The organism is Acidisoma sp. (assembly GCF_965199065.1).
Taxonomy (GTDB): domain Bacteria; phylum Pseudomonadota; class Alphaproteobacteria; order Acetobacterales; family Acetobacteraceae; genus Acidisoma.
Genome location: NZ_CBDAQN010000001.1, coordinates 546,178 through 570,000 on the forward strand (window position 1 = coordinate 546,178; position 23,823 = coordinate 570,000).

Genomic DNA, 23,823 nt, shown 5'->3' on the forward strand with positions numbered 1-23,823 from the left:
CGAAACCTTTGCCGGTCATGCGCTTCCGGCACGGCTCGGCGCCGATCCGCGTCTGCCGCTTGACAGCACCGGGGGCGCGGCCTTGTCTGCCGCCCCTCCCGCTCGCGTCACCTTCGGATCACCAGGACCTCGCCCATGCACACCTACCGCACCCATGGCTGTGGCGCCCTGCGCCCCTCGGACGCCGGTATCACCGCGCGTCTCTCTGGCTGGGTCCATAGCAAGCGCGACCATGGCGGCCTGCTGTTCATCGATCTCCGCGACCATTTCGGCATCACCCAGTGCGTCTTCCCGGCCGGCTCCGAAGCCTTCGCCGCCGCCGATGCGCTGCGGGTCGAGAGCGTCATCACCGTCACCGGCGAGGTCGTGCCGCGCGAGCCCTCGACCGTGAACCCTCGCCTGCCCACCGGCGGCATCGAGCTGCGCGTCCGCGCGCTCGAGGTGCAGTCGGCGGCCGACGTGCTGCCGATCCAGGTGGCGGGCGAGCACAACTACCCGGACGATCTGCGGCTGAAGTACCGTTTCCTCGACCTGCGGCGGGACCGCGTCCATCGCAACATGCTGCTGCGCGCCGGGGTGATCGCCTCGATCCGCCGCCGCATGGTCGACCAGGGCTTCGTCGAGTTCCAGACGCCGATCCTTACCGCCTCCTCGCCCGAGGGCGCGCGCGACTTTTTGGTGCCGGCGCGCAACCACCCCGGCAAGTTCTACGCGCTGCCCCAGGCGCCGCAGCAGTTCAAGCAGCTCTGCATGGTCGCGGGGTTCGACCGCTATTTCCAGATCGCGCCCTGCTTCAGGGACGAGGCGGCCCGTGCCGACCGCTCCCCCGGCGAGTTCTACCAGCTCGATTTCGAGATGAGTTTTGTTACCCAGGAAGACGTGTTCGCCACCCTCGAGCCGGTGATGGCGGGGCTGTTCGAGGAGTTCGGCCAAGGCCGCGCGGTGACGCCGGCGCCGTTCCCGCGCATCCCCTACGCCGAGGCGCTGCTGGTCTATGGCTCGGACAAGCCGGACCTCCGCAACCCGCTGCGCATCACCGACGTGACCGAGCACTTCGCGGGCTCTGGCTTCGGCCTGTTCGCCAAGATCGCGGCGGGCGGGGGGATCGTGCGGGCTATTCCGGCGCCGGGCGCGGGCGGCAACCCACGCTCCTTCTTCGACAAGCTCAACGAGTGGGCGCGGGCGGAGGGTGCCAGCGGCCTCGGCTACATCACCTTCGACGCCGAGGGCCCCAAGGGACCGATCGCCCGCAATCTGGAGCCTGCGAGAGCTGCCGCCATCGCCGAGGCCTGCGGTTTGAAGGCCGGCGATGCGGTGTTCTTTGCCGCAGGCACGCCGGACACCACGCCGAAGTTCGCGGGAGCGGTGCGGACCAAGCTCGGCACGGACCTCGGCCTCATCGAACAGAACGCGTTCCGCTTTTGTTGGATCACCGACTTCCCGATGTATGAGCTGAACGAGGAGACCGGGCTGATCGATTTCAGCCACAACCCGTTCTCGATGCCGCAGGGCGGGTTGGAGGCACTCAACAGCCAGGACCCGCTGACCATCAACGCCTACCAGTATGACATCGTCTGCAACGGGATCGAGTTGTCCTCGGGCGCCATCCGCAACCACCGGCCGGACATCATGCTGCGGGCGTTCGAGATCGCGGGCTATCCGGCCGAGGAGGTCGAGGCGCGCTTCGGCGGCATGCTTCAGGCTTTCCGCTACGGCGCCCCGCCGCATGGCGGTTCGGCTCCCGGCATTGATCGCATGGTCATGCTGCTGGCGGACGAGCCCAATATTCGCGAGGTCATCCTTTTCCCGCTCAGCCAGGGCGGCGAGGACCTGATGATGGGTGCGCCGGCCGAAGTGACGCCGGCTCGGCTACGCGAGCTTTCGCTGGCGGTTGTGCTGCCACCTAAGGTCGTCAAGACATGACCGCCGGATGGAGTAGTGGAGCCGCGCTCACGCAAGGGCCTTGGGCACTGCTTCACACGAGCCTCGGGTTCGTTTTGAGGGTCACTTTGCGGACAAGGTTATAAAAGCGGCCAAATAGTTCCCTGAAAACCTCTCGTCGAAGAAGATAGAGCGCCGCAACGTAGAGGCTTGATCCAGCAGTACCTATGACAAGGCACCTCAACAGGTTGTGGTTTGCTATGGCGGGCAGCGTTGACAGAAGAAAGCCGACCGTCATGCTGAGGCCAGCGAGGACCAAGGGTGCTACATACAACTCGATTATGCGGATAACACTGATCATTCTACTTCTGAAAATAAGTAGGGAAGCAAGCGGGGGATAGACCGCGTAGTAGACAACCACAGCTGTGGCCACACCAGTTGCGCCGTCAAGCTTCCCTCCCACAATCACGGCAATGTAGAACAGAGGTGCACAAACTATTGCAAATCTGAACATACGCTTAAATTCGCGCCGGGCACTTAGAAGTGATCCAGTGATCCAAGAGACCGCGTCGAAAGGTAACCCGATACTTAACAGCTGTACAAGCGGAACAGCGCCTAACCAGCGATTGCCGAAAAGTAAGTGTAGCCCCGGTCCGGCCAAGGCAGCCTGCAGAAAGCAAAAGGGAACAACCAGATATGAGAGCAGACGCGAAGCGCGAAGTGCGGCGTCCGCTTGCTGCTCCGGCGAGCTACGAAGCTGTGCTAAAGCTGGAAATAGCACATTCGTAAAGTTGCCAGCAAGCATACGCACCGGCTGCACGGAGAACCGAAACGCGAAGTAGTATAAGCCGACCACGTTGTGGCTCGCGATGATCCCAAGGACGATGTAATCGCCCTGGTTGACGAATTCGATAAGCGTGCGAGTGGCAAAGACAAGAGAACTGCTTCCAAACATGTACTTAGCTTGCACTAGTCGAAACCGCTGCCAGATTCTGGCAGGAGCTTTGCGCCAAAACCAGCCGGCTCGAATTAGCGCCAGTAGAGGGATTGGGATAGCAAAGCTGTATGCCCCGAACCCTCCCCATGCCAGCAGGATCGTGCTCGTTTGAAGAGCTGCAATCTCGAACGTGTTGTATGCAGCTAAAAAACGAAAATCCATTGCGAGCCGTATCGTGACGCTTGGGACCGTCGCAAGTGCTTGAATCGGCATCGCAATAGCCAAAATGAGGATCAAGCCCATCACGCTGCGGCTGTGGTAGATGCCTGCCGCGATAGGCGCCGCGACGATCATCGTGAGCATCCCAACTATGCCCAGAGCTAAACTGATCCAAAAGGCAGGAGTCGACCAAAAACGTACAGTTCGTTGGCGCTGCAGCAAGACGTCATCAACGCCGAAACCGACCAGAACCTGTGCTACACTAGCCACAGTATTCGCCAAGCCAATGACGCCGAAATCTGCGGGCAAAAGCAACGCCGCCAGAGCAAGCTGCGAGAAAAAACCAAAGAGACGAGCAGTTAGGCTCTGCGCAATCAGCCAGACGACGCCGCTGGTCGCAGCACGGCCGAGACCGCCGTTGCTGGGACTTGACCCTGAACTACTCATACATAACCCTTGAATTTGCGGTTTCGAGCATCGCCGCGCTGCGGTAAGCGGCCGAACGCCATCGAACGTTACAGCTCATTGCACTGTCGCAGCCTGGGAATAGATGTGCTCTCGGAGCGTGATGCAATACAAGGAGGCCTAAATCACTCTCCGTGTTTGGCACATCGAGGTTTTAATACAGACGCCGATCAGGACAGTCAACGCTGTTGCCCCATTAGCTGAACCGTCACAGTTTGGTGACCGCCAGTGATCAAACTGGGCGCTGGTTCAGCCATCAATTGGATGGCTGGGGAAGTGTCAACAGGGGCAGCCCGGTAGTCGTAATCTGACCCTAGCGCAGCTTTAAGCTCTGCTGCTCTGTTGGCTACCCAGCTTCGCTAGCCTTTGTCCGAGCCGTCTTGGACCTCTCAAGATCTTACGAAGGAACAACAAAACCATGTTTGTAAAGCCCACCTTCGCTAGCGGAATTAGCTCCTGCTGACTATAGTGAGACCGGAGAATGCCGCGATGACTCTCAGACCGGTCATTGTCAAAGATGCTATAACGCAAGCCTTCGACGGTCGCGTCTATTAATCGGTGCGGGTGAGCAGACAATAGAGGCGCAATTGCAAGCGTGTAAGGAATCGGTCCCGTGACCCTAAGCGTAGCGGATTTCCCATACCCGTAGAGCGCCGTGTAGCATTTAATATTCCGCAAGACCATCTCGATCACGGCTTTCAGAAAAGGATGTCCTGGCGCGCAAATTATATGCCACTGTTGAAACTCGGTGACACCAATAGCCGATAGCTCGCTGTGGATACCCCAGTCCTCATACTGCTCGCCCGGCTTATTGTGCCAGTGGGAAAGCAGAAACACGTCATCCGGACGGATGACGTGTTCCAGCGGGCGGTCTACTGTGCTTTTCATGTCGAGATAAATTCCGCCAAGGCGGTAAAGTAGCAGGTATCGGAAGACGTCAGCTTTGGCGGCTCCGTAGTTTTGACCAATGCGGTTGTAAAGCTGGGATACAGCTTTTCCATAGTGAGTGAAGATAAAGGTTTCAGCGGCATCGTCATCGTAAAACCTGTAATCCCATTGCGGATTCAGGTCCTTAAGCTTCGCGACGTTCTCTGAAAAACCGGTTGGCCAAGGGGCTTTATGATAGGTCTGATGAATGATCCTCGGGATGCTGGTTCCAGCAGTGATGGTGGACACCAACGGGAACCCGGGTGGTTCGTTTAGCCGCAGCGAACGCAGAATTTTCGTCATGCTCTCATCCTTGGCCTAGGCCGGAATGGGGTCGGGCGCCTTCCGAATAAGCTAATCCATGACCTGGAGCTTATGTGCGCGTTCCGTTAAATCCACAAGATGGCGCAGATTTGCCATCGTGGGGAGATCAAGGCGGTTGACGGGGTCAAGCTTCTCCCAGCGCTGCAGCCGACAGCAGCACTCGGCGGGTGAATTGTTCAGAAAGAGGCGATTGCAGAGTTCGTCGCTTTCGATGACAGAGCTTCTTATAGAAGCGATCAAGAATTGCTTTCGCCCTTGCTTTACCCGGCCGCAACGCAATCGGGCGCATGTTCTGTCGGTTAAGAAACCTAAGATGGACCATTGTCCGGGATGATGAACTCGTCGCTCACGCTGCCCGCCTCGCTGCCGCCGTTCGCCACTGTGTGCTGGTCCGACAAAATGGCGGGCTCATGAATGGACTTTGAATGCCTGGCAGCCGTAGAGCGGGAGCTAATCACGCGCAATGTTGGCCTGTGTCCGCAGCGCTACCAGCGCAGTCCGGAGACGCTCTCGCCGAGTGGGGTGGTCGTCGCCGGTTACGCCGGGCACCTGTTCATCGCAGACGGCGGCAACACGTGGGAACAGCAGATCCTAGGGCGGTTGCGCCTATCGCCCGAAGCCGCGCAACGCTGGTCTAGCCTGCTGACAAGCCGCGCTGAAAAAGCGCGTCAACTCAGGGTGAGGATGGTGCATCTGATCGTGCCCGAGAAGCAGATCGCGCTGCCGTCATTCCGCTGGAAGACTGACCTGGTTCCCGACATGTCCGGCCGGCCGCTGCTGCAGATCCTGGCGAGCGCGCCACAGGATATGGAGATCATCTACCCGCTCGCGCTGTTCGAGGCGCACCAGGCGTGGTGCGAGTTATACTGGCGCGGCAACTCGCATTGGTGTGCCTCCGGCTGCATCCTCACGGCCAAGGCGGTAATCCGTGCCCTGCTCGGCGATGGTCACACCGGCAAGGACCGATTTTTGCTGGAGCGCGCCGCCATTCCGCACGACTTGACCACGCATTTTACGGGCGACGTGGCCTTCGAGGAGGTGATCCGCATCCGCCCCGCTGGCCGCCGCGTGATGGACAGCCTGACGTTTCAGAAAACCGGCCACTACGGTGGCAGCCACTACATCGTCCGCAATCCGGATGCGCCAGTCGCGGAGACGCTGGTGATCTTTGGCGACAGCTATGCCTGCGACCTGGGCCTGACAGCGGCTCTCACCGCATACTTCGCCGAGGTTCATTTCGTCTGGTCCAAGCAGATCGATTGGGCCTACGTCGAGGAGACGCGGGCGCAACACGTGGTTTGGGAAAGTGCCGAGCGCTTTCTGATCGCGCCGCCCGCTGAGGATTGATAGCTGCTACCGCTTCAGCAATCCCCCCAGCGTCCGCATAGGGCCAGTGATCCGCCAGGAGGTGGAGCGATACACGTCGTCGAGTTGGCGCTGCAACCGAGCCACCGCCGCTTCGGCTTGCTCTCGGGCCGCTTCGGCCTTGGCTGCGATTTCACTGAGATTACCGGTTCCGGCCTCCAAGGCATCGAGGTAGCGACTGCCACTGGGGTGATTGTGCAACACATAAAGATCGTGATGCCCGGCGCCCGCCTGCTTGAACTGCAGGAGCTTGAGCCCGCTGTCGCGGATTTGGGAGTAGACATACTCGAAGGTAGTGACGGTGTTTCCGTATTCGGAGGTGTCCAGGTCTTTCTGTTCGCTGACAGAATGAAAGAAAAAACCATCCGGCTCCAGATCCTGGACCCCCATCAGTATCTGACTGACCTCTCCGTGCGCGGTGAAAATCAGCAGTCCATTGGGGTTCAACTGACGGGCTAGTGCATCCAGCCAAGGCTTCCATGTGCGCCGGGGCATGTGGGTGAAAAAAGACAAAACAAAGACGACATCGAACTTTCGCCCGAGATCGAGTTTCTCTGGCAGGTGAGCAGACTGGAATGCCTGGAAGCCCATGGACTGAATGAACGCCACCGCCTCTGCGTGAATGTCGCAGGCGAAAACCTCTGTGTTAGGCACCTCTTTCGGTATGTGCCGCGTCACTCGGCCGTAACCGGATGCGAAATCAAGGAGAGAGACGGGGCTCGCGGGGTTGGCGCGTTGCGCAAGCACCTCCACGAGCCGGGGCTCGGCCAGCAAAGCTCCGAGGAAGTATGCCGTGCCCTTGCCCGATTGAAGGTATTCGGTGGCAGCGCCAAGTTGCTGGCCAGCGGCCATGTTGTCGTGAATGTACCAGAATATGTAGTCGTCGGCGCTGAGAGCACCGGAAATTCCACTCTCAGCGCCAAAGGCGCGGGCGGCCTCGACCATCTCAGGGGACAATGCTCGACGGGTGGCCGCAACCGTGCTCATTTGGACTGAGTTACCTTCGATATCGCATCTATTCAGTTTGTTGCTCGCAGCTGTTGGCAGTCAAGGCGCATGAGGCAGTTGCCGGATAGATTAGTTGGCCTTGAAGTCCTCCAGGCAGCGTTGCGTGAGAGCCTCGGCCGAACGCTTGGCCATCGCGGCTTCTCGTCCGCGGCGCGGCTCACCCTGCTCAGCGTGTCCGAGAACACCGTCTTCCTCGCCGAGGAGGCTGGCCGTCGCCTCGTTCTGCGCGTTCATCGACCGGGCTATCACCTCCCGAATGAGATCGCGTCCGAACTCGCCTGGATCGGGGAACTGCGCGACGCCCACGTGCTCGATACGCCCGCACCGGTACCGGACATCGACGGACGCCTGCTCCGGACGTTCCGCGTCGGCCCCACGGATCGCTGCGTCGTCGCCTTCGAATATGTACCCGGACGCTCACCCGAACCTCAAGACGACCTCATCGGCTGGTTCATGAGCCTCGGGACCATCACCGCGCGGCTGCACACTCACGCGCGTCAGTGGATCGGCCCCGTCAACTTCACGCGCAAAAGCTGGACTGTGGAAACCATGCTTGGGCCGCCGAGCCGGGCGGGCGGGCATTGGGGCGACTGGCGACTGGCTCGCGGCCTCTCCCCCACCGGCGAGGCGCTGCTCGCCCGCGCGGGCGAGGCCATCCGGTCGGCGCTTGCCCGCCACGGCACCGCGCCCGACCGTTTCGGGCTCATCCATGGCGATCTGCGCCTCGACAATCTTTTGGTGGACGAAGGCCGCCTGCACGTGATCGACTTCGACGACTGCGGCTTCGGCTGGTTCCTCTACGACTTCGCGGCAGCCGTGAGTTTCTTCGAGGATGCACCGACGGTCCCGGCGCTGATGGCGGCATGGGTCGAGGGCTACCGCCAGGTCAGGCCGCTTTCGGCGGAGGATCTCAGTGTGCTGCCCGCCCTCATCCTGCTGCGTCGGATGCTGCTGCTGGCCTGGGTTGCAAGCCATCCGGAGGCGTCCACCGCCGAAGCCATGGGCGGGGACTACACCGAGGGCGCACTGACGCTCGCGGATCGTTTTCTGACGCGACCTTAACATCAAGGAGACCGCATGTTCGCATCATTGGCCGGCCGCAGCGTCATCGTCACCGGCGCCAGCAAGGGCATCGGGCGGGGCATGGCCAAGCGCTTCGCCGAAGCCGGCTGCCGCGTCATCGTGGTGGCTCGATCGGGTGAGGGGGCGAAGCTCGTCGCCGAGGATATCGCCGTCGCCGGGGGCAGGGCGATCCCTGTCGCTGCCGATGTCAGCACGGAGGAGGGCGTCGCCGCCATGGCCGCGGCGGCAACCGAGCATTTCGGCGGCATCGACATCCTCTGCGCCAACGCCGGCGTCTTCACCGCTGCCAGGATCGCCGAAATGTCGGTCGGCGAGTTCGATGACCTCATGGGCATCAATCTGCGCGGCACGTTCCTCTCCGTGCGGGCTTGCCTGCCCGAATTGACCAGGACGGGACGGGGGCGGGTGATCGTGACCTCCTCGATCACCGGGCCGGTCACCGGAATGGCCGGCTGGAGCCATTACGGCGCGAGCAAGGCAGGACAACTCGGCTTCGTGCGCTCGGCCGCGCTCGAACTCGCCGCCGCCGGAACCACCATCAATGCCATCCTGCCGGGCAACATCGTGACCGAGGGGCTGGTCGCGCTCGGGTCCGACTATCTTGCCTCGATGGCCGCCTCGGTCCCGCTCAAGCGCCTTGGCAGCGTCGAGGATATCGCCAACGCGGCCCTCTTCTTCGCGAGCGACGAGGCGGCCTTCATCACCGGCCAGACCCTGATCGTCGATGGCGGGCAGGTCTTGCCGGAAAGCCTGGCGGGCATGGAGTGAAGCTCCGCCCGTGAACCTTAGCGAGCGCATCCGGTCGGATCTGGAGGCTCGCATCCTCTCCGGCGAGTGGAAGCCGGGCCATCCCATTCCCGCCGAGCACGCGCTGATGGCGACCTACGGTTGCGCGCGGATGACGGTGAACAAGGCGCTTGCCGGCATGGCCGCCGCCGGTCTCGTCACCCGCCGCAGGCGCGCCGGCACCGTCGTCGCGGCGCCCGTCGCGGAACGCGCAGTTCTCGAAATCGTTGATTTCGCTGCCGAATCCGAGAAGCTCGGACTGCCATACGCCCACACGATCCTGGCGCGCGGCGTCGTCGCAGGCGAGGCGGGCGCGATGCTGGCCGTCACCACCCTGCATGAGCGCGCCCGCGAGCCCCTGGCGCTGGAGGAGCGGCGCATTTCGCTCGCCAGCGTTCCGCAGGCGGCGGAGGAGCGCTTTCTCGATGTGCCGCCAGGCACCTGGCTGCTGCGCCACGTCGCCTGGACAGAGGCCGAACACGTCATCGGCGCGCGCGTGGCCGATGCCGCACTTGCTCACCGGCTCGGCATCGCCCGCGGCGACGCCTGCCTCACGCTCGACCGCCGCACGTGGCAGGCTGGGGACCTCATCACCGCAGTCCGGTTGACCTACCCCGCCGACCGGCACAGCTTTACCGGCCGCTTCGTGACCGGAGAGGGCCGATGATGACGCCTCGACCAGCCGCATTCGACAGCGCTATATGTCTAGACATATCCACGTCGAGGACATGCCGATGAGTTTGGTTCTGACGCCTGGGGCGGTGCCGCTGGCGGACTGGCGGCGCATCTACCGGGAGGGCACGGCGGCGGTGACGCTGGACCCTGTCTCGGCCGCGCCGATCGCGGCCAGCGCCGCGGCGGTGATGAAAATCCTCGCCCGGGGCGAGCCGATCTACGGGATCAATACCGGCTTCGGGCGGCTCGCCAGTATCCGCATCGACGACGCCGATCTCGCCCAGCTCCAGCGCAACATCGTGCTGTCCCATGCCGCGGGTGTCGGCGAGCCGATGCCGCCCGCCATCGCCCGGCTGATGATGGCGCTGAAGCTCGCGAGCCTCGCGCAGGGGGCCTCGGGCATCTCGCCTGCGACGGTGGCGCTGCTGCAGGCGATGCTCAACCGGGATTTGGTGCCGGTGGTGCCGGGGCAGGGGTCGGTCGGCGCATCGGGTGACCTGGCACCGCTCGCCCATATGACGGCGACGATGATCGGCGTCGGCGAAATCGTGTCGGCAGGCGAGCGGATGCCGGCGACGGTGGCGCTGGCGCGCGCGGGTCTGGCACCTCTGACGCTGGGGCCGAAGGAGGGCCTCGCGCTCCTCAACGGCACCCAGTTTTCCACGGCCTTTGCGCTGGCTGCCGTGTTCGAGGCCGAGCGGCTGCTGCAGACCAGCCTGGTGACCGGTGCGCTCGCAACCGATGCGGCGCTGGGCTCGGACACGCCCTTCGATCCGCGCATCCATGCCTTGCGGCGTCATCGCGGGCAGATCGATGTCGCCGCCGCCCTGCGCGGGCTGATGGCGGGTAGCGCCATCCGTGCCTCGCACGTCCTCGGCGATGAGCGGGTCCAGGACCCGTACTGCCTGCGCTGCCAGCCGCAGGTGATGGGCGCGGCGCTCGATGTGCTGCGGCAGGCGGCCACGACCCTCGGCACCGAGGCGAATGGCGTCTCCGACAATCCGCTGGTCTTCGCGGAACAGGGCGAGGTGTTGTCCGGCGGCAACTTCCACGCGGAGCCGGTAGCCTTCGCCGCCGACATGATCGCGCTCGCGGTGTGTGAGATCGGCTCGATTTCGGAGCGTCGGGTGGCGATGCTGATCGACCCGTCCTTGTCACGTCTCCCGGCTTTCCTGACGCCGCGGCCGGGGCTCAACTCCGGCTTCATGCTGCCGCAGGTGACGGCGGCGGCGCTCGTTTCCGAGAACAAGCAGATGGCCCATCCGGCGAGCGTCGATTCCATTCCGACCTCCGCCAATCAGGAGGATCACGTTTCGATGGCGGCGCATGGCAGCCGGCGGCTGATGCCGATGGTGGCCAATCTCGGCCATATCCTCGGCATCGAATTGCTGGCGGCGGCGCAGGGCTGTGATTTCCATCAGCCGCTCGCTTCGAGCCCGGGTCTGGAAGCGGTGCGCGCCTGTCTGCGCGCCGAGGTGCCGACGCTCGACGAAGATCGCTATTTCGCGCCCGACATGGAGCGCGCAACGGCGCTGGTCCGCGCGGGCGCCATCGTGGACGCCGCAGGCCAACCGTTTCCCTCGCTGGAGATCGCCGCATGAGCCGCCTCGACAACAGCCGCCACATCCGGGCCCCGCACGGCACGGAGCTTTCCGCCAAGTCCTGGCTGACGGAAGCGCCGCTGCGCATGCTGATGAACAACCTCGATGCCGCTGTCGCCGAGAAGCCCGACGAGCTGGTGGTCTATGGCGGCATCGGCCGTGCGGCGCGGGATTGGGAGAGCTTCGACCGCATCGTGGCAAGCCTGCGGAAGCTGGAGGCCGACCAGACCTTGCTCGTGCAATCGGGCAAGCCGGTCGGTGTGTTCACGACGCATGCCGATGCGCCGCGGGTGCTCATTGCCAATTCAAATCTGGTGCCGGCCTGGGCGAACTGGGCGCATTTCCATGAGCTCGATCGGAAAGGCCTCATGATGTATGGCCAGATGACGGCGGGCTCGTGGATCTACATCGGCACGCAGGGCATCGTGCAGGGCACCTACGAAACCTTCGTCGAGGTCGCGCGCCAGCATTATGCGGGCGATCCCGCGGGCCGCTGGATACTGACCGGCGGTTTGGGCGGCATGGGTGGCGCGCAGCCACTGGCGGCGACGATGGCCGGCTTCTCCTGCCTCGCGGTGGAGTGCCAGCCAAGCCGCATCGAGATGAGGCTGCGCACGCGCTATCTCGATGTGCAAGCCAAGGACCTCGACGATGCGCTCGCCATCATCGCTCGCGCCACAGCCGAGAAGAAGCCGGTGTCGGTCGGCTTGCTCGGCAATGCGGCGGAGCTATTTCCCGAGCTGGTGCGGCGCGGCGTGAAGCCCGACGTGGTGACGGATCAGACGTCGGCGCACGATCCCCTCAACGGTTATCTGCCGGCGGGCTGGTCGGTCGCGCAATGGGAGGAAAAGCGCGAGCGCGACCCGGCGGCGGTGACGGCGGCGGCGCGCGCCAGCATGGCGGTGCAGGTGCGCGCGATGCTCGACTTCTGGCGGATGGGCGTGCCCGTGCTCGACTACGGCAACAACATCCGTCAGGTGGCGAAGGATGAAGGCGTGGCCGACGCTTTCGATTTCCCCGGTTTTGTGCCGGCGTATATCCGGCCATTATTCTGCCGGGGCGTCGGACCGTTCCGCTGGGCGGCGCTGTCAGGCGACCCCGAGGACATCTACAAGACCGACGCGAAGGTGCGGGAGATTCTCCCTGACAACGCGCACCTCCATCACTGGCTGGACATGGCCCGCGAGCGCATATCGTTTCAGGGGCTGCCGGCGCGGATTTGCTGGGTTGGCCTCGGCGACCGGCACCGTCTCGGGCTCGCCTTCAACGAGATGGTGGCGAGTGGTGAGTTGAAGGCACCGATCGTGATCGGGCGCGATCATCTGGATTCGGGATCGGTCGCAAGCCCCAACCGCGAAACGGAGGCGATGCGCGACGGGTCGGACGCTGTTTCGGACTGGCCTTTACTCAACGCGCTGCTCAACACGGCATCCGGCGCGACCTGGGTGTCTCTGCATCATGGCGGCGGTGTAGGGATGGGCTACTCTCAGCACGCGGGGATGGTCATCGTGGCGGACGGCACGCCCGATGCGGCGCGAAGGTTGGCGCGCGTGCTGTGGAACGACCCGGCGACGGGCGTGATGCGGCATGCCGACGCTGGCTACGAGACGGCGGTTGCGTGCGCGCGCGAGAAGGGTTTGGACCTGCCGGGCATCTTGGGGTGAAGTCGGGGTGGGAGCGACAGCTCTTTTTTTCAAATTGAAACGATACGCCTCTTTTGGAACTGGTCTTCCTAGGTTCCGTCGCGAGCGGTAGCGTAGCGGCTGATCCGAATGTGACTGTAGCCCCGGTCACGTTCTCGGTGCGCCCGCCGAACCGGTCCTTAACCCATTGACAGGCGAGCGCCTGCGATGAATAGCCTTTGTTAGGTTCAGACGGACTGGCATGATAGTAATCTGATGGAGATACCGCAGACGCATGCTGGATCCGCTCCAGTGCCCCCGCTGGATTTCCTGGTAAATGCAGGTGAACTCGGGCAGCTGATCGGCAGGTTTGACTGGGCAGCAACGTCAGTCGGACCCATCGCTACCTGGCCCGGCTACCTCAGGACTACGATCTCCACTATATTGCGCTCGCCTGTGCCGATCGTAACCTTGTGGAACTGCGACGGCGTCATGATCTACAATGACGCCTATTCGAAGGTCGCCGCAGGGCGGCACCCGCATCTGCTCGGTTCGCGCGTCCGCGAAGGCTGGCCCGAGGTCGCAGACTTCAACGACAACGTCATGACCGTCGTCCTCGCTGGCGGAACTCTCTCCTACCGTGCGCAGGAACTCACCTTGTTCCGCCGTGGCCGCGCGGAGCAGGTCTGGCTCGACCTCGATTACTCTCCGGTTCTGGATGAACGGAATAGTCCGGCCGGCGTCATCGCCATCGTCATCGAAGTGACGGGAAGGGTGCTGGCCGAGCGACGGCTGCATGCTGAGCGCAAGCAGTTTGGCCAGATGTTTGACCAGTCACCGAGCTTCATGTCCCTTAAATACGGTCCGGAGCACCGGGTCGAGGTTGCGAACCCCGCCTATCGCCGGCTGATGGGCGGCCGCAACTTTATTGGCCAGCCGATGAGCGAGGCGTTCCCGGAAGTGGCCGCGCAAGGCTACAAGGCTCTGCTCGACAGGACCTATGTCACGGGCAACACGCATAGCGCCACGGCCGCATCGCTCAAGATCGAGCGCGTTCCGGGGGAGCCGCTTGATGAGCGCTTCATAGACTTCGTCTACCAGCCCATCCGCGACGAAGAAGACCGGATCATCGGAATTTTCGCGCAAGGTAACGATGTCACCGACCGTGTACTCGCGGAGCGCATGGCGCACGAGAAAGATGCGAACTTAAAGGCTCTCACCGAGATCATGCCGAACCACCTGTGGACGGCGCGACCAGATGGAGTGGTCGACTGGGTCAACGAGAGGGCGATCGAGTATTTTGGCCTCAGCAACCTCGGCCATGGCGAAGACGCTTGGCTCGACATCGTCCATCCCGATGACCGGGCAACCGCCGAGCTCGCCTACAAAACTGCGCTTCGTAACTCTTCCCCCTACGAGACGGAATTTCGGGCGCACCGCCACGACGGCGCCTACCGGTGGTTCCTCGCTCGTGCCGTTCCGGTGCGTGGCGCGGACAACGCCATCGAACGCTGGGTAGGCACCAATACCGACATCCATGAAAGGAAGATGGCGGAGGACGCCAACGCGCGGGACCGGGACCGGCTGTGGCAGCTCAGCCAGGAACTGCTGCTCGTCTCCGATCTCGAGGGGGCGATCACCGCGGTCAACCCGGCCGTGACCCGCATCCTCGGCTGGGACGAGGACGAGTTCGTTGGGCGTAACGTCCTTCGCTTCATCCATGCCGATGATCTGGAGCGCTCGCGCGCCGGGCTTGGCCGGCTGGCCGATGGGCAAAGCATTCAGGGCTTCGAGAACCGCTTCCGGGCGAAGGACGGCGGCTTTCGGCTGATGGCGTGGGCGGCGGTGCCGGATGCCGGGCGCATTCACGCCATCGGGCGCGACATGACCGTGGAACATGCGGTGCGGAGCGAGCGCGAGCGCAGTTGGACGCTCTCGCCCGTCATCAAGGCAATCACGACCGTGAGCGGCCAGACGCTGGCGGTCAATCCTGCCTGGAGCAAGCTGCTCGGCTGGACCGAGGCGGAGGCATTCGGACGCCACATCAACGAGTTCCTGGCGCCGGAGGGGCTGGAGGAAGCGATGACGGGCATCGCGCAGCTTCGCGACGGCGTGACCATGGCGGATTACGAGACGCTTTCGCTGACCAAATCGGGGGAACGCCGGCGGATCACCTGGACGACAATGCGGGAGGGCGACATCATTCATGCCTTCGGCCGGGATGTGACAGCCGAACGGCGGGCCGCCGAGGCGCTGGCCGCCAGCCGGGCCGAGCGCGATCGCATCTGGAACACGACCAACGACCTCATGGGCGTCGCCGGACAGGATGGTTACCTTAGGTCCGTCAATCCGGCGTGGCGCCGTCTGCTCGGCTACGACGAGGCCACCTTGCTGAGCCGTCCGTTCCTCGATTTCATTGCGGTCACCGACCACGAGCGTGTGCTTGCGGCGCTGGCGCAGCTGGCGCGGGGGGAAGGCGTGACCGAGTTTGAGGACCAACTGGTTCACGCGGACGGCCAAAGCTCGCTCATCGCCTGGAACGCCGAACCGATGGGCGACACCTTCCATGTCGTCGGCCGGAACGTGACTGGCCAGCGGCAGGCGGAGGAAGCTCTCCGGCAAAGCCAGAAGATGGAGGCGGTGGGACAGCTGACCGGCGGCATCGCCCATGATTTCAACAATCTGCTGCAGGGCATCACGGGCAGCCTGGACCTTCTGGAGAAGCGGCTGGCGCAGGGCCGGCTGAGCGACCTCAACCGTTTCATCACCGGGGCGATGGGGGCGGCCAATCGTGCGGCGGCGCTCACGCACCGGCTTCTGGCCTTTTCGCGGCGGCAGCCGCTCGATCCGAAACCGGTTTCGGCCAATCCGCTTGTGGGCTCGATGGAGGATCTGCTCAGGCGGACGCTGGGCGAGCGCATCGACCTCCGCCTCGATCTTGCAGCCGATCTATGGCCGACCCTGTGCGACCCGCATCAGCTCGAGAATGCCGTGCTCAACCTCGCGATCAATGGGCGGGATGCGATGCCGGATGGGGGCACCCTCACCATCGAAACCGCCAACTGCGATCTTGACGAGAATTCGCCGCACTGGTCCCGGGACATGGAGCCGGGCGCCTATGTCTCCATCACCGTGACCGATACCGGCATCGGCATGAGCCAGGAGACAATCGAGAAGGCGTTCGATCCTTTTTTCACGACGAAGCCGATCGGCCAGGGAACCGGGCTCGGCCTCTCCATGATCTACGGCTTTGTCCGCCAGTCGGAGGGCTACACGAAGATCTTCAGTCAGCTGGGGCAGGGGACATCGTTGACGCTCTTCCTCCCACGCTATTTTGGCGACCTTGGGGAGGACGAGCCGGGCGACATCACGCTGGGGGCGCCGCCGGACGTGGTCGGCGAGACCATACTGATCATCGAGGATGAGCCGGTGGTGCGTGGCCTCGTCGTCGAGGTTGTCGGTGATATGGGCTTCATCGCGCTTGAAGCGACAGACGGTCCGGCAGGATTGGAGGTGCTGCAATCGCCCCAGCGCGTCGATCTACTCATCACCGACGTAGGTTTGCCGGGGCTGAACGGCCGTCAGGTCGCCGATGCCGCGCGGCTGCTTCGCCCGGACCTCAAGGTCATCTTCATCACCGGTTATGCCGAAATCGCGGCGTCGTCGCAGGGATTTCTTGACCGAGGCATGGCGTTGATCACCAAACCCTTCGCGATGGATGTGCTGGCGGCGAAGATCAGGGACGTGATCGAGGACAATTAACAGCCGCTACGGCCCTACTTCAGCTGACTGTCCTTGCTGCCGCGCCGGTTGAAGCCGAACGTCACCGGCCGACGATCACGGGCGGACTGGCAGTCGATGCAGAAACGCACGCCCGGCAGCGCACGCCGGCGTGCCTCCGGGATGTCCTCGCCACATTCAGCGCATTCGAGAGCGCTCGGCCCTTGGGGCATGTTCGCCCGCGCGCGCGCCACCGCATCGGTGACCGTGTCGTCGATCTGATCCTGCACCGCCCCGTCAGGGGCCCATCCCGTCGCCATCGTCCAGCCCGATATGTGAAGCGCCTTGCCCCTGTCATATAGGGATTATCGTTGCTTCACCCAAGGAGTCCCGACATGCCCAGCCTGCTGGCACCCTCCGCCATGCTGCCCTCCGGCTGGGCGCGGGACGTGCGGATCGATATCTCGCCCGATGGCACTATCACGGGGGTCACGCCGAACGCGTCCACGCGCGGCGGCGAGAGGGTCGAGCGGGTCGGCGGCCCCGTCGTGCCCGGTATTCCGAACCTCCACTCCCATGCCTTCCAGCGCGCGATGGCGGGTCTCGCCGAGAAGCGGCGGGATCCAGCCGATAGCTTCTGGACCTGGCGGGAGGCGATGTATCGCGTGGCTCACGCCGTGACGCCCGACGCCCTGGGCGCGATCGCGCGCTTCCTCTTCATCGAGATGCTCAAGGCCGGCTACACGACCGCCGGCGAGTTCCACTACCTCCACAACGATCTTGACGGCGTGCCGTATGCCGATCCGGCGGAAATGTCGGCGCGCCTCATCTATGCGGCCGCTGAGACCGGAATGGCGCTGACGGTCATGCCGGTTCTCTACATGCGGGCGGGCTTCGACGACGCTCCGCTGGAGCCAGCTCAGCGGCGCTTCATGGCCGACGAGGATCGGCTGCTGGCCATCCTCGAGTCGCTGCGCTGGCATGGACGAAATTCGGCAACGCTGCAGGTCGGCATCGCCCCGCATTCGTTGCGCGCTGTGCCCGTGGAGGTGGTGCGGCAGGTCGCCGCCGCCCTCCCCGAGGACACCACGATCCACATTCACGTCGCCGAGCAAATCCGGGAAGTGGAGGACTGCATCGTCGCGACGGGCGCCCGGCCGGTGGAGCTGCTGATGGCGGAGGCGCCGGTCGGCCCCTCCTGGTGCCTCATCCACGCGACCCATGTGGGGGCGGACGAGCTGGCGGATATCGCGGCCAGCGGGGCGGTCGCCGGGCTGTGTCCGATCACCGAGGCCAATCTCGGTGACGGGGTGTTTCCGCTGGGCGAGTTCCTGACCGTCGGCGGTCGCTTCGGGGTCGGCTCCGATAGCAACATTGCGCTCAACCCGTGGGAGGAACTGCGCCTGCTCGAGTACGGCCAGCGGCTTGTGCATGGGCGGCGCTGCCTGTCGATGCCCGAGGATGGCACGGGATCGGTAGGTGGCGCGCTATGGCGGGCGGCGCTTGCGGGCGGGGCCGCGGCTTTGCATCAGCCGGTGGGTGTGATCGCGCCCGGCTTTCGCGCCGATCTGCTGGTGCTGGACCGTGACCGGCTGGCCCAGCCCGAGGCCGAGGAGGACGACATCCTCGACAGCGCCGTCTTCGGAGGTGCGGCTCTGCCGGTCCGGGACGTGATGGTGGCGGGCATCTGGCGCGTCTCGGGCGGCCGCCATGCCTTGGAGGAACCCGCCCGTGCCGCCTTCCTCGCGGCCTTGCGGCAGATCGCCGAATGAGCCTCTGGAGGTTGATCCCGGCGCGCGATTTCCGCCCGATGCCTTGGCGCAATGGTGGCGGCACGACGTGGGAGATCACGCGCGGCCGGGTGGACGGCCGGGTCCAAGGCCCCTCCGATAGTGACTGGCATTGGCGGTTCAGCCTGGCCGAAATCGCGGCGGACGGCCCGTTCTCGGCGTTCCCTCACAAGGACCGGCTGTTGACGGTGGTTAGGGGCGAGGGGATCAGGCTGACCATCGACGGGGGCGAGCCTCGACGATTGGGCCTCGGCGACTGTATCCAATTCGAAGGCGAGGCTGCTATCGGCTGTAAGCTGGTGGCCGGCCCCACGCGGGATCTCAACCTCATGGTTGATCGGCGGGTCGCCCGGCTGGTGCCGGGCGGCGAGGAACGGCGGATTGCGGCGGAGGAGGACGATACGATCGTCCTCTACGCCCTGGAGGAGGTTGTGTTGCGGGTTGCGGCTGAGCGGCTGGTTGTGGGGGCGGGCGATGCCATCGTCTGGAATAGTGGCGAGGTCCTCGGGGCAAAAGCGGAGATCGAGCGCGGTCGCGCGGTCTGGGCACGGGTCGCGCGGCTGGCCGCACCATGAGGCTGCTGAGCGTGGCGATGACGGCCAGCCTGATCATGGCGGGGCTCATCGGCTGTGCCTCCAGCCATACCCGGGCAAGGCACGTCTATGCCTACCCCAAGCACGCCTACAGCGAGGCGGTATCGCATCGCCACGCTTATCCGCATGTCCAAGCGCACGCGCGGACCCGCGAGCGCGGGCATCGCTACGGCGAGCGTCACGTCTATAAGCGGATTTACAGGCCGCCTCCGCCCATTCCGGGGCGGACGCCGGACGGGCGGTATGTTCTGCCTGGCGGACTGGAGTCTGTTTGTGCGGGCGGAACGCCTCCCCCCTGTCAGTAGGGAGCGTTCTCGCGGCCTTGACGTCATGGGAAGCTCACATGCTGAACCGGGAACCGCGGCTCGCCACGTTGCGCGACCGCCAAGCAGTCGAAGATATCGTCCGGACCGCCTACTCCGGATATGTCGCCAGGATCGGCCGGGAACCCGGACCGATGCTCGACGACTATGGCGCGTTGATCGAAGAACGCCGCGTCACCGTTCTTGAGCATGACGGGGTGGTGCAGGCGATCCTCGTGCTCATCCCTCAGGCGGACGGGCTGCTGCTCGACAACGTGGCCGTCGCTCCGGCGGCTCAAGGCCTGGGATCAGGTCGCAGGCTGTTGCAGTTCGCAGAGGAGGTTGCCGTGGCGTCCGGCTTCCGCACGATCAGCCTCTACACCAACGAGGCCATGACCGAGAACATCGCGCTCTACGCGCGTTTGGGCTACGTCGAGACGCACCGGGCGGAGGAGAAGGGCTTCCGGCGCGTCTACATGGCCAAGCAACTTCCTTGCACGGCAGCGCCGCGGACCACGCGAGCCGGGACATGACAGGAGCGAGCGACATGGCGGATGAAACCGGCTCAGGCGTCACGGACGGGGAGATCGGCATTCTCGCCCGGCGCAAGATCGAGGCCGGCATCATCGCGCCCATCTATGCGGAGATGACGGCGCAACTCGGCGAGGAACGGGCGCAGGCGATCCTTGACCGCGCGATCCGCGAGGCGGCGATGTCCGCGGCTCGTTCCTTCGCCGCCAGAACGCCCGGCGGGACCAGCCTCCGCAGCTTCCAGGATCTGCTGCACCTCTGGACGCAGGACGATGCGCTCAGCATCGATGTGCTGAAGGCGAGCGATACCGAGTTCCACTTCAACGTCCGACGCTGCCGCTACGCCGAAACCTACCGCGAGATGGGGCTCGGGCCGATCGGCCATCTTCTGTCGTGCAACCGGGACGGAGCCTTCTGCGACGGCTACGACGCCCGCATCAAGCTTGAGCGGACGCAGACGCTGATGGGGGGCGCCAGCCATTGCGACTTCCGCTACCGGCTGGAAGATAAGCCAGAGTGACCCGCTAGGTTAAACGTCGAGATCGGCGACGGTCACGCTGCCCGCGTGCTCCTGGATGAACTGGAATCGCAATTCCGGGCGGCGGCCCATCAGCTTCTCGACGAGGTCGTTCGTCGCCGCCCGCGTCTCCGGGGGCGCCATCACCTTCAGCAGCGTCCGCTTCGCCGGGTCCATCGTGGTCTCCTTCAGCGCCGCCGGAGGCATTTCGCCCAGACCCTTGAACCGGCTGACCTCGACCTTGCTGCCTGGCTTGAAGGCGCTCTTGGTGAGCTTCGCCAGCCCCGCATCGTCCATCGCATAGACCGACTTCGCCCCCTGGGTGAGCCGATAGAGCGGCGGTTGCGCCAGATACAGGTGCCCCTGACGCACCAGCTCCGGCAGTTCGCGGTAGAAGAAGGTCATCAGCAGGCTCGCGATGTGCGCGCCGTCGACATCGGCGTCGGTCATGATGATGATGCGCCCGTAGCGGAGGCGGCGGGCGTCGAAGCGCTCGCCCACGCCGCAGCCGAGCGCCTCGATGAGGTCCTTCAACTCCTGGTTCTGCCGCAGCTTGTCGGCGGACGCGCTCGCCACGTTGAGGATCTTGCCTCGGAGCGGCAGCACCGCCTGGGTTTCGCGGTTGCGCGCCTGCTTCGCGGAGCCTCCGGCGCTGTCGCCCTCGACCAGGAAGATCTCCGTCTCCGCTGCATTCTCGCGCGTGCAGTCGGTGAGTTTGCCGGGTAGCCGCAGCCGCCGCGTCGCCGACTTGCGAGGTGTGTCCTTCTCGTCCCGGCGCCGGATGCGCTCCTCGGCGCGCTCGATCGAGAAGGCGAGCAGGTTGTCGGCGCTTGCGGGGTCGCCCGCCAGAAAATGATCGAAGCGGTCGCGCAGGCTCGCCTCCACCAGGCGCGTCGCATCGGCGTTGGTGAGCTTCTCCTTCGTCTGCCCCTGGAACTGGGGCTCGCGGATGAAAACCGAGAGCTTGGCGGCCATCGGCGTCAGCACGTCCTCGGCGGTCAGCTGCGCCGCCCGGCGATTGCCGCGATGCTCGCCCCAGGCGCGCAGGCCCTTCAGCAGCGCCGAGCGCAGCCCCGCCTCATGGGTGCCGCCGAGCGGCGTCGGCACCGTGTTGCAGTAGCTGTGCAGGAAGCCGCCGCCTTCCAGCCAGAGCGCTGCCCATTCGACCTTTCCGGCGCCGTTCGGAAAATCGGCCTCACCCGCCCAGGGCTGCGGCAGCACGCGGGCAGATCCGCCGACATCCTCCTCGAGGCTGTCCCGGAGACCGCCGGGGAAGTGCAGCACGGCCTCGGCCGGAACATCCGTCTGCCCTACGATCAGGGACTGGTCGCAACTCCACCGGATCTGGACGCCGCGAAACAGGTAGGCCTTGGATCGGCAAAGCCGGTAGAGCCGCGCCGGGCTGAACATGAGCGAGGGCCCGAAGATTTCGGGATCGGGATGGAATCGGATGCTGGTGCCGCGGCGGTTCTGGACAGGGCCGGCGTCGATGAGCTTGGTCCGCGGCGTGCCCTGCGAGTAGCTCTGCTTCCACAGCCGGCGTTCCCGCGCGACCTCGACCTCGAACAGATCCGACAGCGCGTTGACGACGGAGCTGCCGACGCCGTGCAGCCCGCCGGATGTCGCGTAGGCCTTGCCGGAGAACTTTCCACCTGAGTGAAGGGTGGTGAGGATCACCTCGAGCGCGCTCTTCGACTTGAATTTGGGATGCGGGTCGACCGGGATGCCGCGCCCGTTGTCCCGAACGGTCAGCAGATTGCCGGCCGCCAGATTCATTTCGATGAAGCTTGCATGTCCGGCGACGGCCTCGTCCATCGCGTTGTCCAGGATTTCGGCGGCGAGATGGTGCAGGGAACCTTCGTCGGTGCCCCCGATATACATGCCCGGCCGCCGGCGCACAGGCTCAAGGCCTTCAAGAACCTCAATATCCTTAGCCGAATAGGCAGCCTCGGCCGAAGCGGCGCCGAAGAGGTCGTTCATGTCTTGTTCCCGTTCACAGGTCGCACGATAGGCGCGTGAGTTGCGCCGGGGCAAGACGAGACGCGAGGCCCTGCATCGAGCGCCGCCAAGCGTCCTTCAGCCACGATCGATATCGTGCGTCACGATGCCGGCCTCTCCCGGCATCTCCAGCCAGTCACGACGCGCGAGCGTCTGGCGGGTCTGGTTGTAGCCGCGCGTCCAGTGGTCGTTCATCGAACGGCGGCTGAACTCGAAGTCACGCGACTCGCCCTCGTAAGCCGTGTGTTCATAGATGAGCTCGAGAATGCTGAGCTGCGGCAGTTCGCGCAGCCGCTCGCGCTCCGCCTCGTCCTCTGCGGTCAGCAAAGCGGGCGGCATGCGGTCGAGGAGCTTGCGGAGCCGGTTCTTGAGGGCGAACTCGCGTTTGAAGTAGTCGGTGACGAGCCGGGTGCGGCTCGAGAAGCCGATCTCCTTCTGCCGCAGCCCGACATCCTGGATCGTGCGGGGGATCGGGCCGCGCGCGCTGAACAGGTCGACCTGGAACACCAGCGTGTTGCAGTCGTCGATGTTCAACAACAGATGGGCGAGCGGCGTGTTGGAGATGAGCGCGCCATCCCAGAAGAATTCGGTGCCGACCTGGACCATCGGGAAGCCGGGCGGCAGCGCGCCGCTGGCCATGATGTGCTCCGGCGCCAGGGTCATCTCGGCGTTGTCGAAATAGGCGAAGTTGCCGGAGGCGACGTTCACCGCGCCCACGGCGCAGCGGACCGCGCCGCTGTTGAGGCGGTCGAAGTCGACGAACTCGAGCAGGCTCTGGCGGAGCGGCGTCGTGTCATAGAAGGCGGTCGCCTGACGTGCGCCAGGCAGGCTGAGCAGCGGACCCGGCAGGTTGGGACTGAAGAAGCCCGGCTGTCCCAGAACCAAGGCGCCGAAAGCCGCGGCGTCGTTTGCCCACTGCCGCGGAAGGTCGCCATCAGGCGCCGGCCAGGCCATGCGGTCGGGCGTGATCCTCTCCCAGAAGCCGCGCAGCTTGGTGAGGCGATCCGCCGGGGCATTGCCGGCGATGATCGCCGAGTTGATGGCGCCGATGGACACGCCGCAAACCCAGTCCGGTGCGATCCCGGCCTCGTCCATCGCCTGAAAGACCCCACCCTGATAGGCGCCGAGCGCGCCGCCACCCTGCAGCACGAGAGCGACATGTTCGCAGCGATTGCCGCCGCGCGAGAGAGGGTGGCCGGCATCCATGGCATTGTCCTCAAGGTTCGGAACGAACTCCCAGCGGAAAGATCACTGGACACAAGCTCCGGGCTGTTCAAGCTTCCACTGCTTGGGTTCTCTTTGAGAGAAGAATACAGAAAGCGCTTCTTTATGAGAAAAGAAGCAAAAACTTTCATTTCATTTGGAGGGGAGCCATGGGTCTCCACGGAAAATTCGCGCTTGTCACGGGATCGACCAGCGGTATCGGGCTTGGAATTGCGCGTGCTCTCGCGGCTGACGGCGCCGCCATCATGTTGAACG

At 64.5% G+C, this 23,823-nt stretch carries 20 protein-coding genes (1 of these 20 only partly in view); 14 read left to right on the forward strand and 6 right to left on the reverse strand.

The features are described from left to right. Positions 1 to 135 precede the first annotated feature (135 nt). On the forward strand, positions 136 to 1,923 hold the full coding sequence (aspS, locus tag ACOEQ1_RS02550) for an aspartate--tRNA ligase (RefSeq protein WP_419757659.1): 1,788 nt from the start codon (positions 136 to 138) through the stop codon (positions 1,921 to 1,923). A 52-nt stretch (positions 1,924 to 1,975) separates the two neighbouring features. Here the strand turns inward: aspS and ACOEQ1_RS02555 are convergent, their stop codons facing one another. Together ACOEQ1_RS02555 and ACOEQ1_RS02560 are read right to left on the reverse strand one after the other, a co-directional pair. Continuing rightward, on the reverse strand, positions 1,976 to 3,484 hold the full coding sequence (locus ACOEQ1_RS02555; protein ID WP_419757660.1) for an oligosaccharide flippase family protein: 1,509 nt from the start codon (positions 3,482 to 3,484) through the stop codon (positions 1,976 to 1,978). 342 nt (positions 3,485 to 3,826) lie between these two features. Continuing rightward, positions 3,827 to 4,732 (reverse strand): glycosyltransferase family 32 protein, encoded by a 906-nt coding sequence (locus ACOEQ1_RS02560; protein ID WP_419757661.1) that lies wholly within the window; start codon positions 4,730 to 4,732, stop codon positions 3,827 to 3,829. 435 nt (positions 4,733 to 5,167) lie between these two features. Here ACOEQ1_RS02560 and ACOEQ1_RS02565 point away from each other — a divergent pair, with 435 nt between their 5' ends. Beyond that, positions 5,168 to 6,100: a hypothetical protein gene (locus tag ACOEQ1_RS02565; protein WP_419757662.1), complete on the forward strand. Its 933-nt coding sequence runs from the start codon at positions 5,168 to 5,170 to the stop codon at positions 6,098 to 6,100. Positions 6,101 to 6,106: 6 nt separating this feature from the next. Here ACOEQ1_RS02565 and ACOEQ1_RS02570 read toward each other — a convergent pair whose 3' ends face one another. Then, entirely contained in the window at positions 6,107 to 7,105 is a 999-nt protein-coding gene (locus ACOEQ1_RS02570; RefSeq protein WP_419757663.1) for a class I SAM-dependent methyltransferase, read from the reverse strand. 78 nt (positions 7,106 to 7,183) lie between these two features. Between ACOEQ1_RS02570 and ACOEQ1_RS02575 the strand changes: the two genes are divergently transcribed. The 6 genes from ACOEQ1_RS02575 to ACOEQ1_RS02600 all read left to right on the forward strand — a co-directional run bounded on the left by ACOEQ1_RS02575 (position 7,184) and on the right by ACOEQ1_RS02600 (position 16,655). Beyond that, a complete protein-coding gene (locus ACOEQ1_RS02575) occupies positions 7,184 to 8,188 on the forward strand; it encodes a phosphotransferase enzyme family protein (RefSeq protein ID WP_419757664.1) in 1,005 nt (334 codons plus the stop codon). Positions 8,189 to 8,203: 15 nt separating this feature from the next. Continuing rightward, positions 8,204 to 8,977 (forward strand): 3-oxoacyl-ACP reductase FabG, encoded by a 774-nt coding sequence (fabG, locus tag ACOEQ1_RS02580; RefSeq protein ID WP_419757665.1) that lies wholly within the window; start codon positions 8,204 to 8,206, stop codon positions 8,975 to 8,977. 10 nt (positions 8,978 to 8,987) lie between these two features. After that, on the forward strand, positions 8,988 to 9,662 hold the full coding sequence (locus tag ACOEQ1_RS02585) for a UTRA domain-containing protein (RefSeq protein ID WP_419757666.1): 675 nt from the start codon (positions 8,988 to 8,990) through the stop codon (positions 9,660 to 9,662). 73 nt (positions 9,663 to 9,735) lie between these two features. After that, the gene (gene hutH, locus ACOEQ1_RS02590) at positions 9,736 to 11,271 is read left to right on the forward strand and encodes a histidine ammonia-lyase (RefSeq protein ID WP_419758626.1); all 1,536 of its coding nucleotides are present in this window, start codon (positions 9,736 to 9,738) and stop codon (positions 11,269 to 11,271) included. Next, positions 11,268 to 12,935, forward strand: coding sequence for a urocanate hydratase (hutU, locus tag ACOEQ1_RS02595; RefSeq protein WP_419757667.1), 1,668 nt, complete (start codon positions 11,268 to 11,270; stop codon positions 12,933 to 12,935). The genes hutH and hutU overlap by 4 nt, the downstream gene beginning before the upstream one ends. 270 nt (positions 12,936 to 13,205) lie before the next feature. Next, entirely contained in the window at positions 13,206 to 16,655 is a 3,450-nt protein-coding gene (locus tag ACOEQ1_RS02600; protein WP_419757668.1) for a PAS domain S-box protein, read from the forward strand. A 14-nt stretch (positions 16,656 to 16,669) separates the two neighbouring features. On the opposite strand, the gene ACOEQ1_RS02605 is transcribed toward ACOEQ1_RS02600, so the two are convergent. Continuing rightward, the gene (locus ACOEQ1_RS02605; protein WP_419757669.1) at positions 16,670 to 16,933 is read right to left on the reverse strand and encodes a DksA/TraR family C4-type zinc finger protein; all 264 of its coding nucleotides are present in this window, start codon (positions 16,931 to 16,933) and stop codon (positions 16,670 to 16,672) included. Between the two features lie 75 nt (positions 16,934 to 17,008). Between ACOEQ1_RS02605 and ACOEQ1_RS02610 the strand changes: the two genes are divergently transcribed. Genes ACOEQ1_RS02610 through ACOEQ1_RS02630 form a run of 5 tightly spaced genes read left to right on the forward strand, consistent with a single transcriptional unit; the run spans position 17,009 to position 20,349 of the window. Then, a complete protein-coding gene (locus tag ACOEQ1_RS02610) occupies positions 17,009 to 18,385 on the forward strand; it encodes a formimidoylglutamate deiminase (RefSeq protein WP_419757670.1) in 1,377 nt (458 codons plus the stop codon). Further along, complete coding sequence (locus ACOEQ1_RS02615; RefSeq protein WP_419757671.1) at positions 18,382 to 18,978, forward strand: HutD family protein; 597 nt, start codon at positions 18,382 to 18,384, stop codon at positions 18,976 to 18,978. Before ACOEQ1_RS02610 ends, ACOEQ1_RS02615 begins: the two co-directional genes overlap by 4 nt. Beyond that, positions 18,975 to 19,301 (forward strand): hypothetical protein, encoded by a 327-nt coding sequence (locus tag ACOEQ1_RS02620; RefSeq protein WP_419757672.1) that lies wholly within the window; start codon positions 18,975 to 18,977, stop codon positions 19,299 to 19,301. The genes ACOEQ1_RS02615 and ACOEQ1_RS02620 overlap by 4 nt, the downstream gene beginning before the upstream one ends. Positions 19,302 to 19,339: 38 nt before the next feature. Next, positions 19,340 to 19,831, forward strand: a complete 492-nt coding sequence (locus tag ACOEQ1_RS02625; RefSeq protein ID WP_419757673.1) for a GNAT family N-acetyltransferase — start codon at positions 19,340 to 19,342, stop codon at positions 19,829 to 19,831. A 14-nt stretch (positions 19,832 to 19,845) separates the two neighbouring features. Further along, positions 19,846 to 20,349, forward strand: a complete 504-nt coding sequence (locus tag ACOEQ1_RS02630; protein ID WP_419757674.1) for an L-2-amino-thiazoline-4-carboxylic acid hydrolase — start codon at positions 19,846 to 19,848, stop codon at positions 20,347 to 20,349. 9 nt (positions 20,350 to 20,358) lie between these two features. Here ACOEQ1_RS02630 and parE read toward each other — a convergent pair whose 3' ends face one another. Then, complete coding sequence (gene parE, locus ACOEQ1_RS02635) at positions 20,359 to 22,326, reverse strand: DNA topoisomerase IV subunit B (protein ID WP_419757675.1); 1,968 nt, start codon at positions 22,324 to 22,326, stop codon at positions 20,359 to 20,361. Between the two features lie 96 nt (positions 22,327 to 22,422). After that, the gene (locus ACOEQ1_RS02640; RefSeq protein WP_419757676.1) at positions 22,423 to 23,550 is read right to left on the reverse strand and encodes a patatin-like phospholipase family protein; all 1,128 of its coding nucleotides are present in this window, start codon (positions 23,548 to 23,550) and stop codon (positions 22,423 to 22,425) included. A gap of 167 nt (positions 23,551 to 23,717) precedes the next feature. Between ACOEQ1_RS02640 and ACOEQ1_RS02645 the strand changes: the two genes are divergently transcribed. Next, on the forward strand, positions 23,718 to 23,823 hold the start of the coding sequence (locus tag ACOEQ1_RS02645; protein WP_419757677.1) for a 3-hydroxybutyrate dehydrogenase. It continues 680 nt past the right edge of the window; the window shows 106 of its 786 coding nt (coding positions 1-106); it begins with the start codon at positions 23,718 to 23,720; its stop codon lies off the right edge, out of view.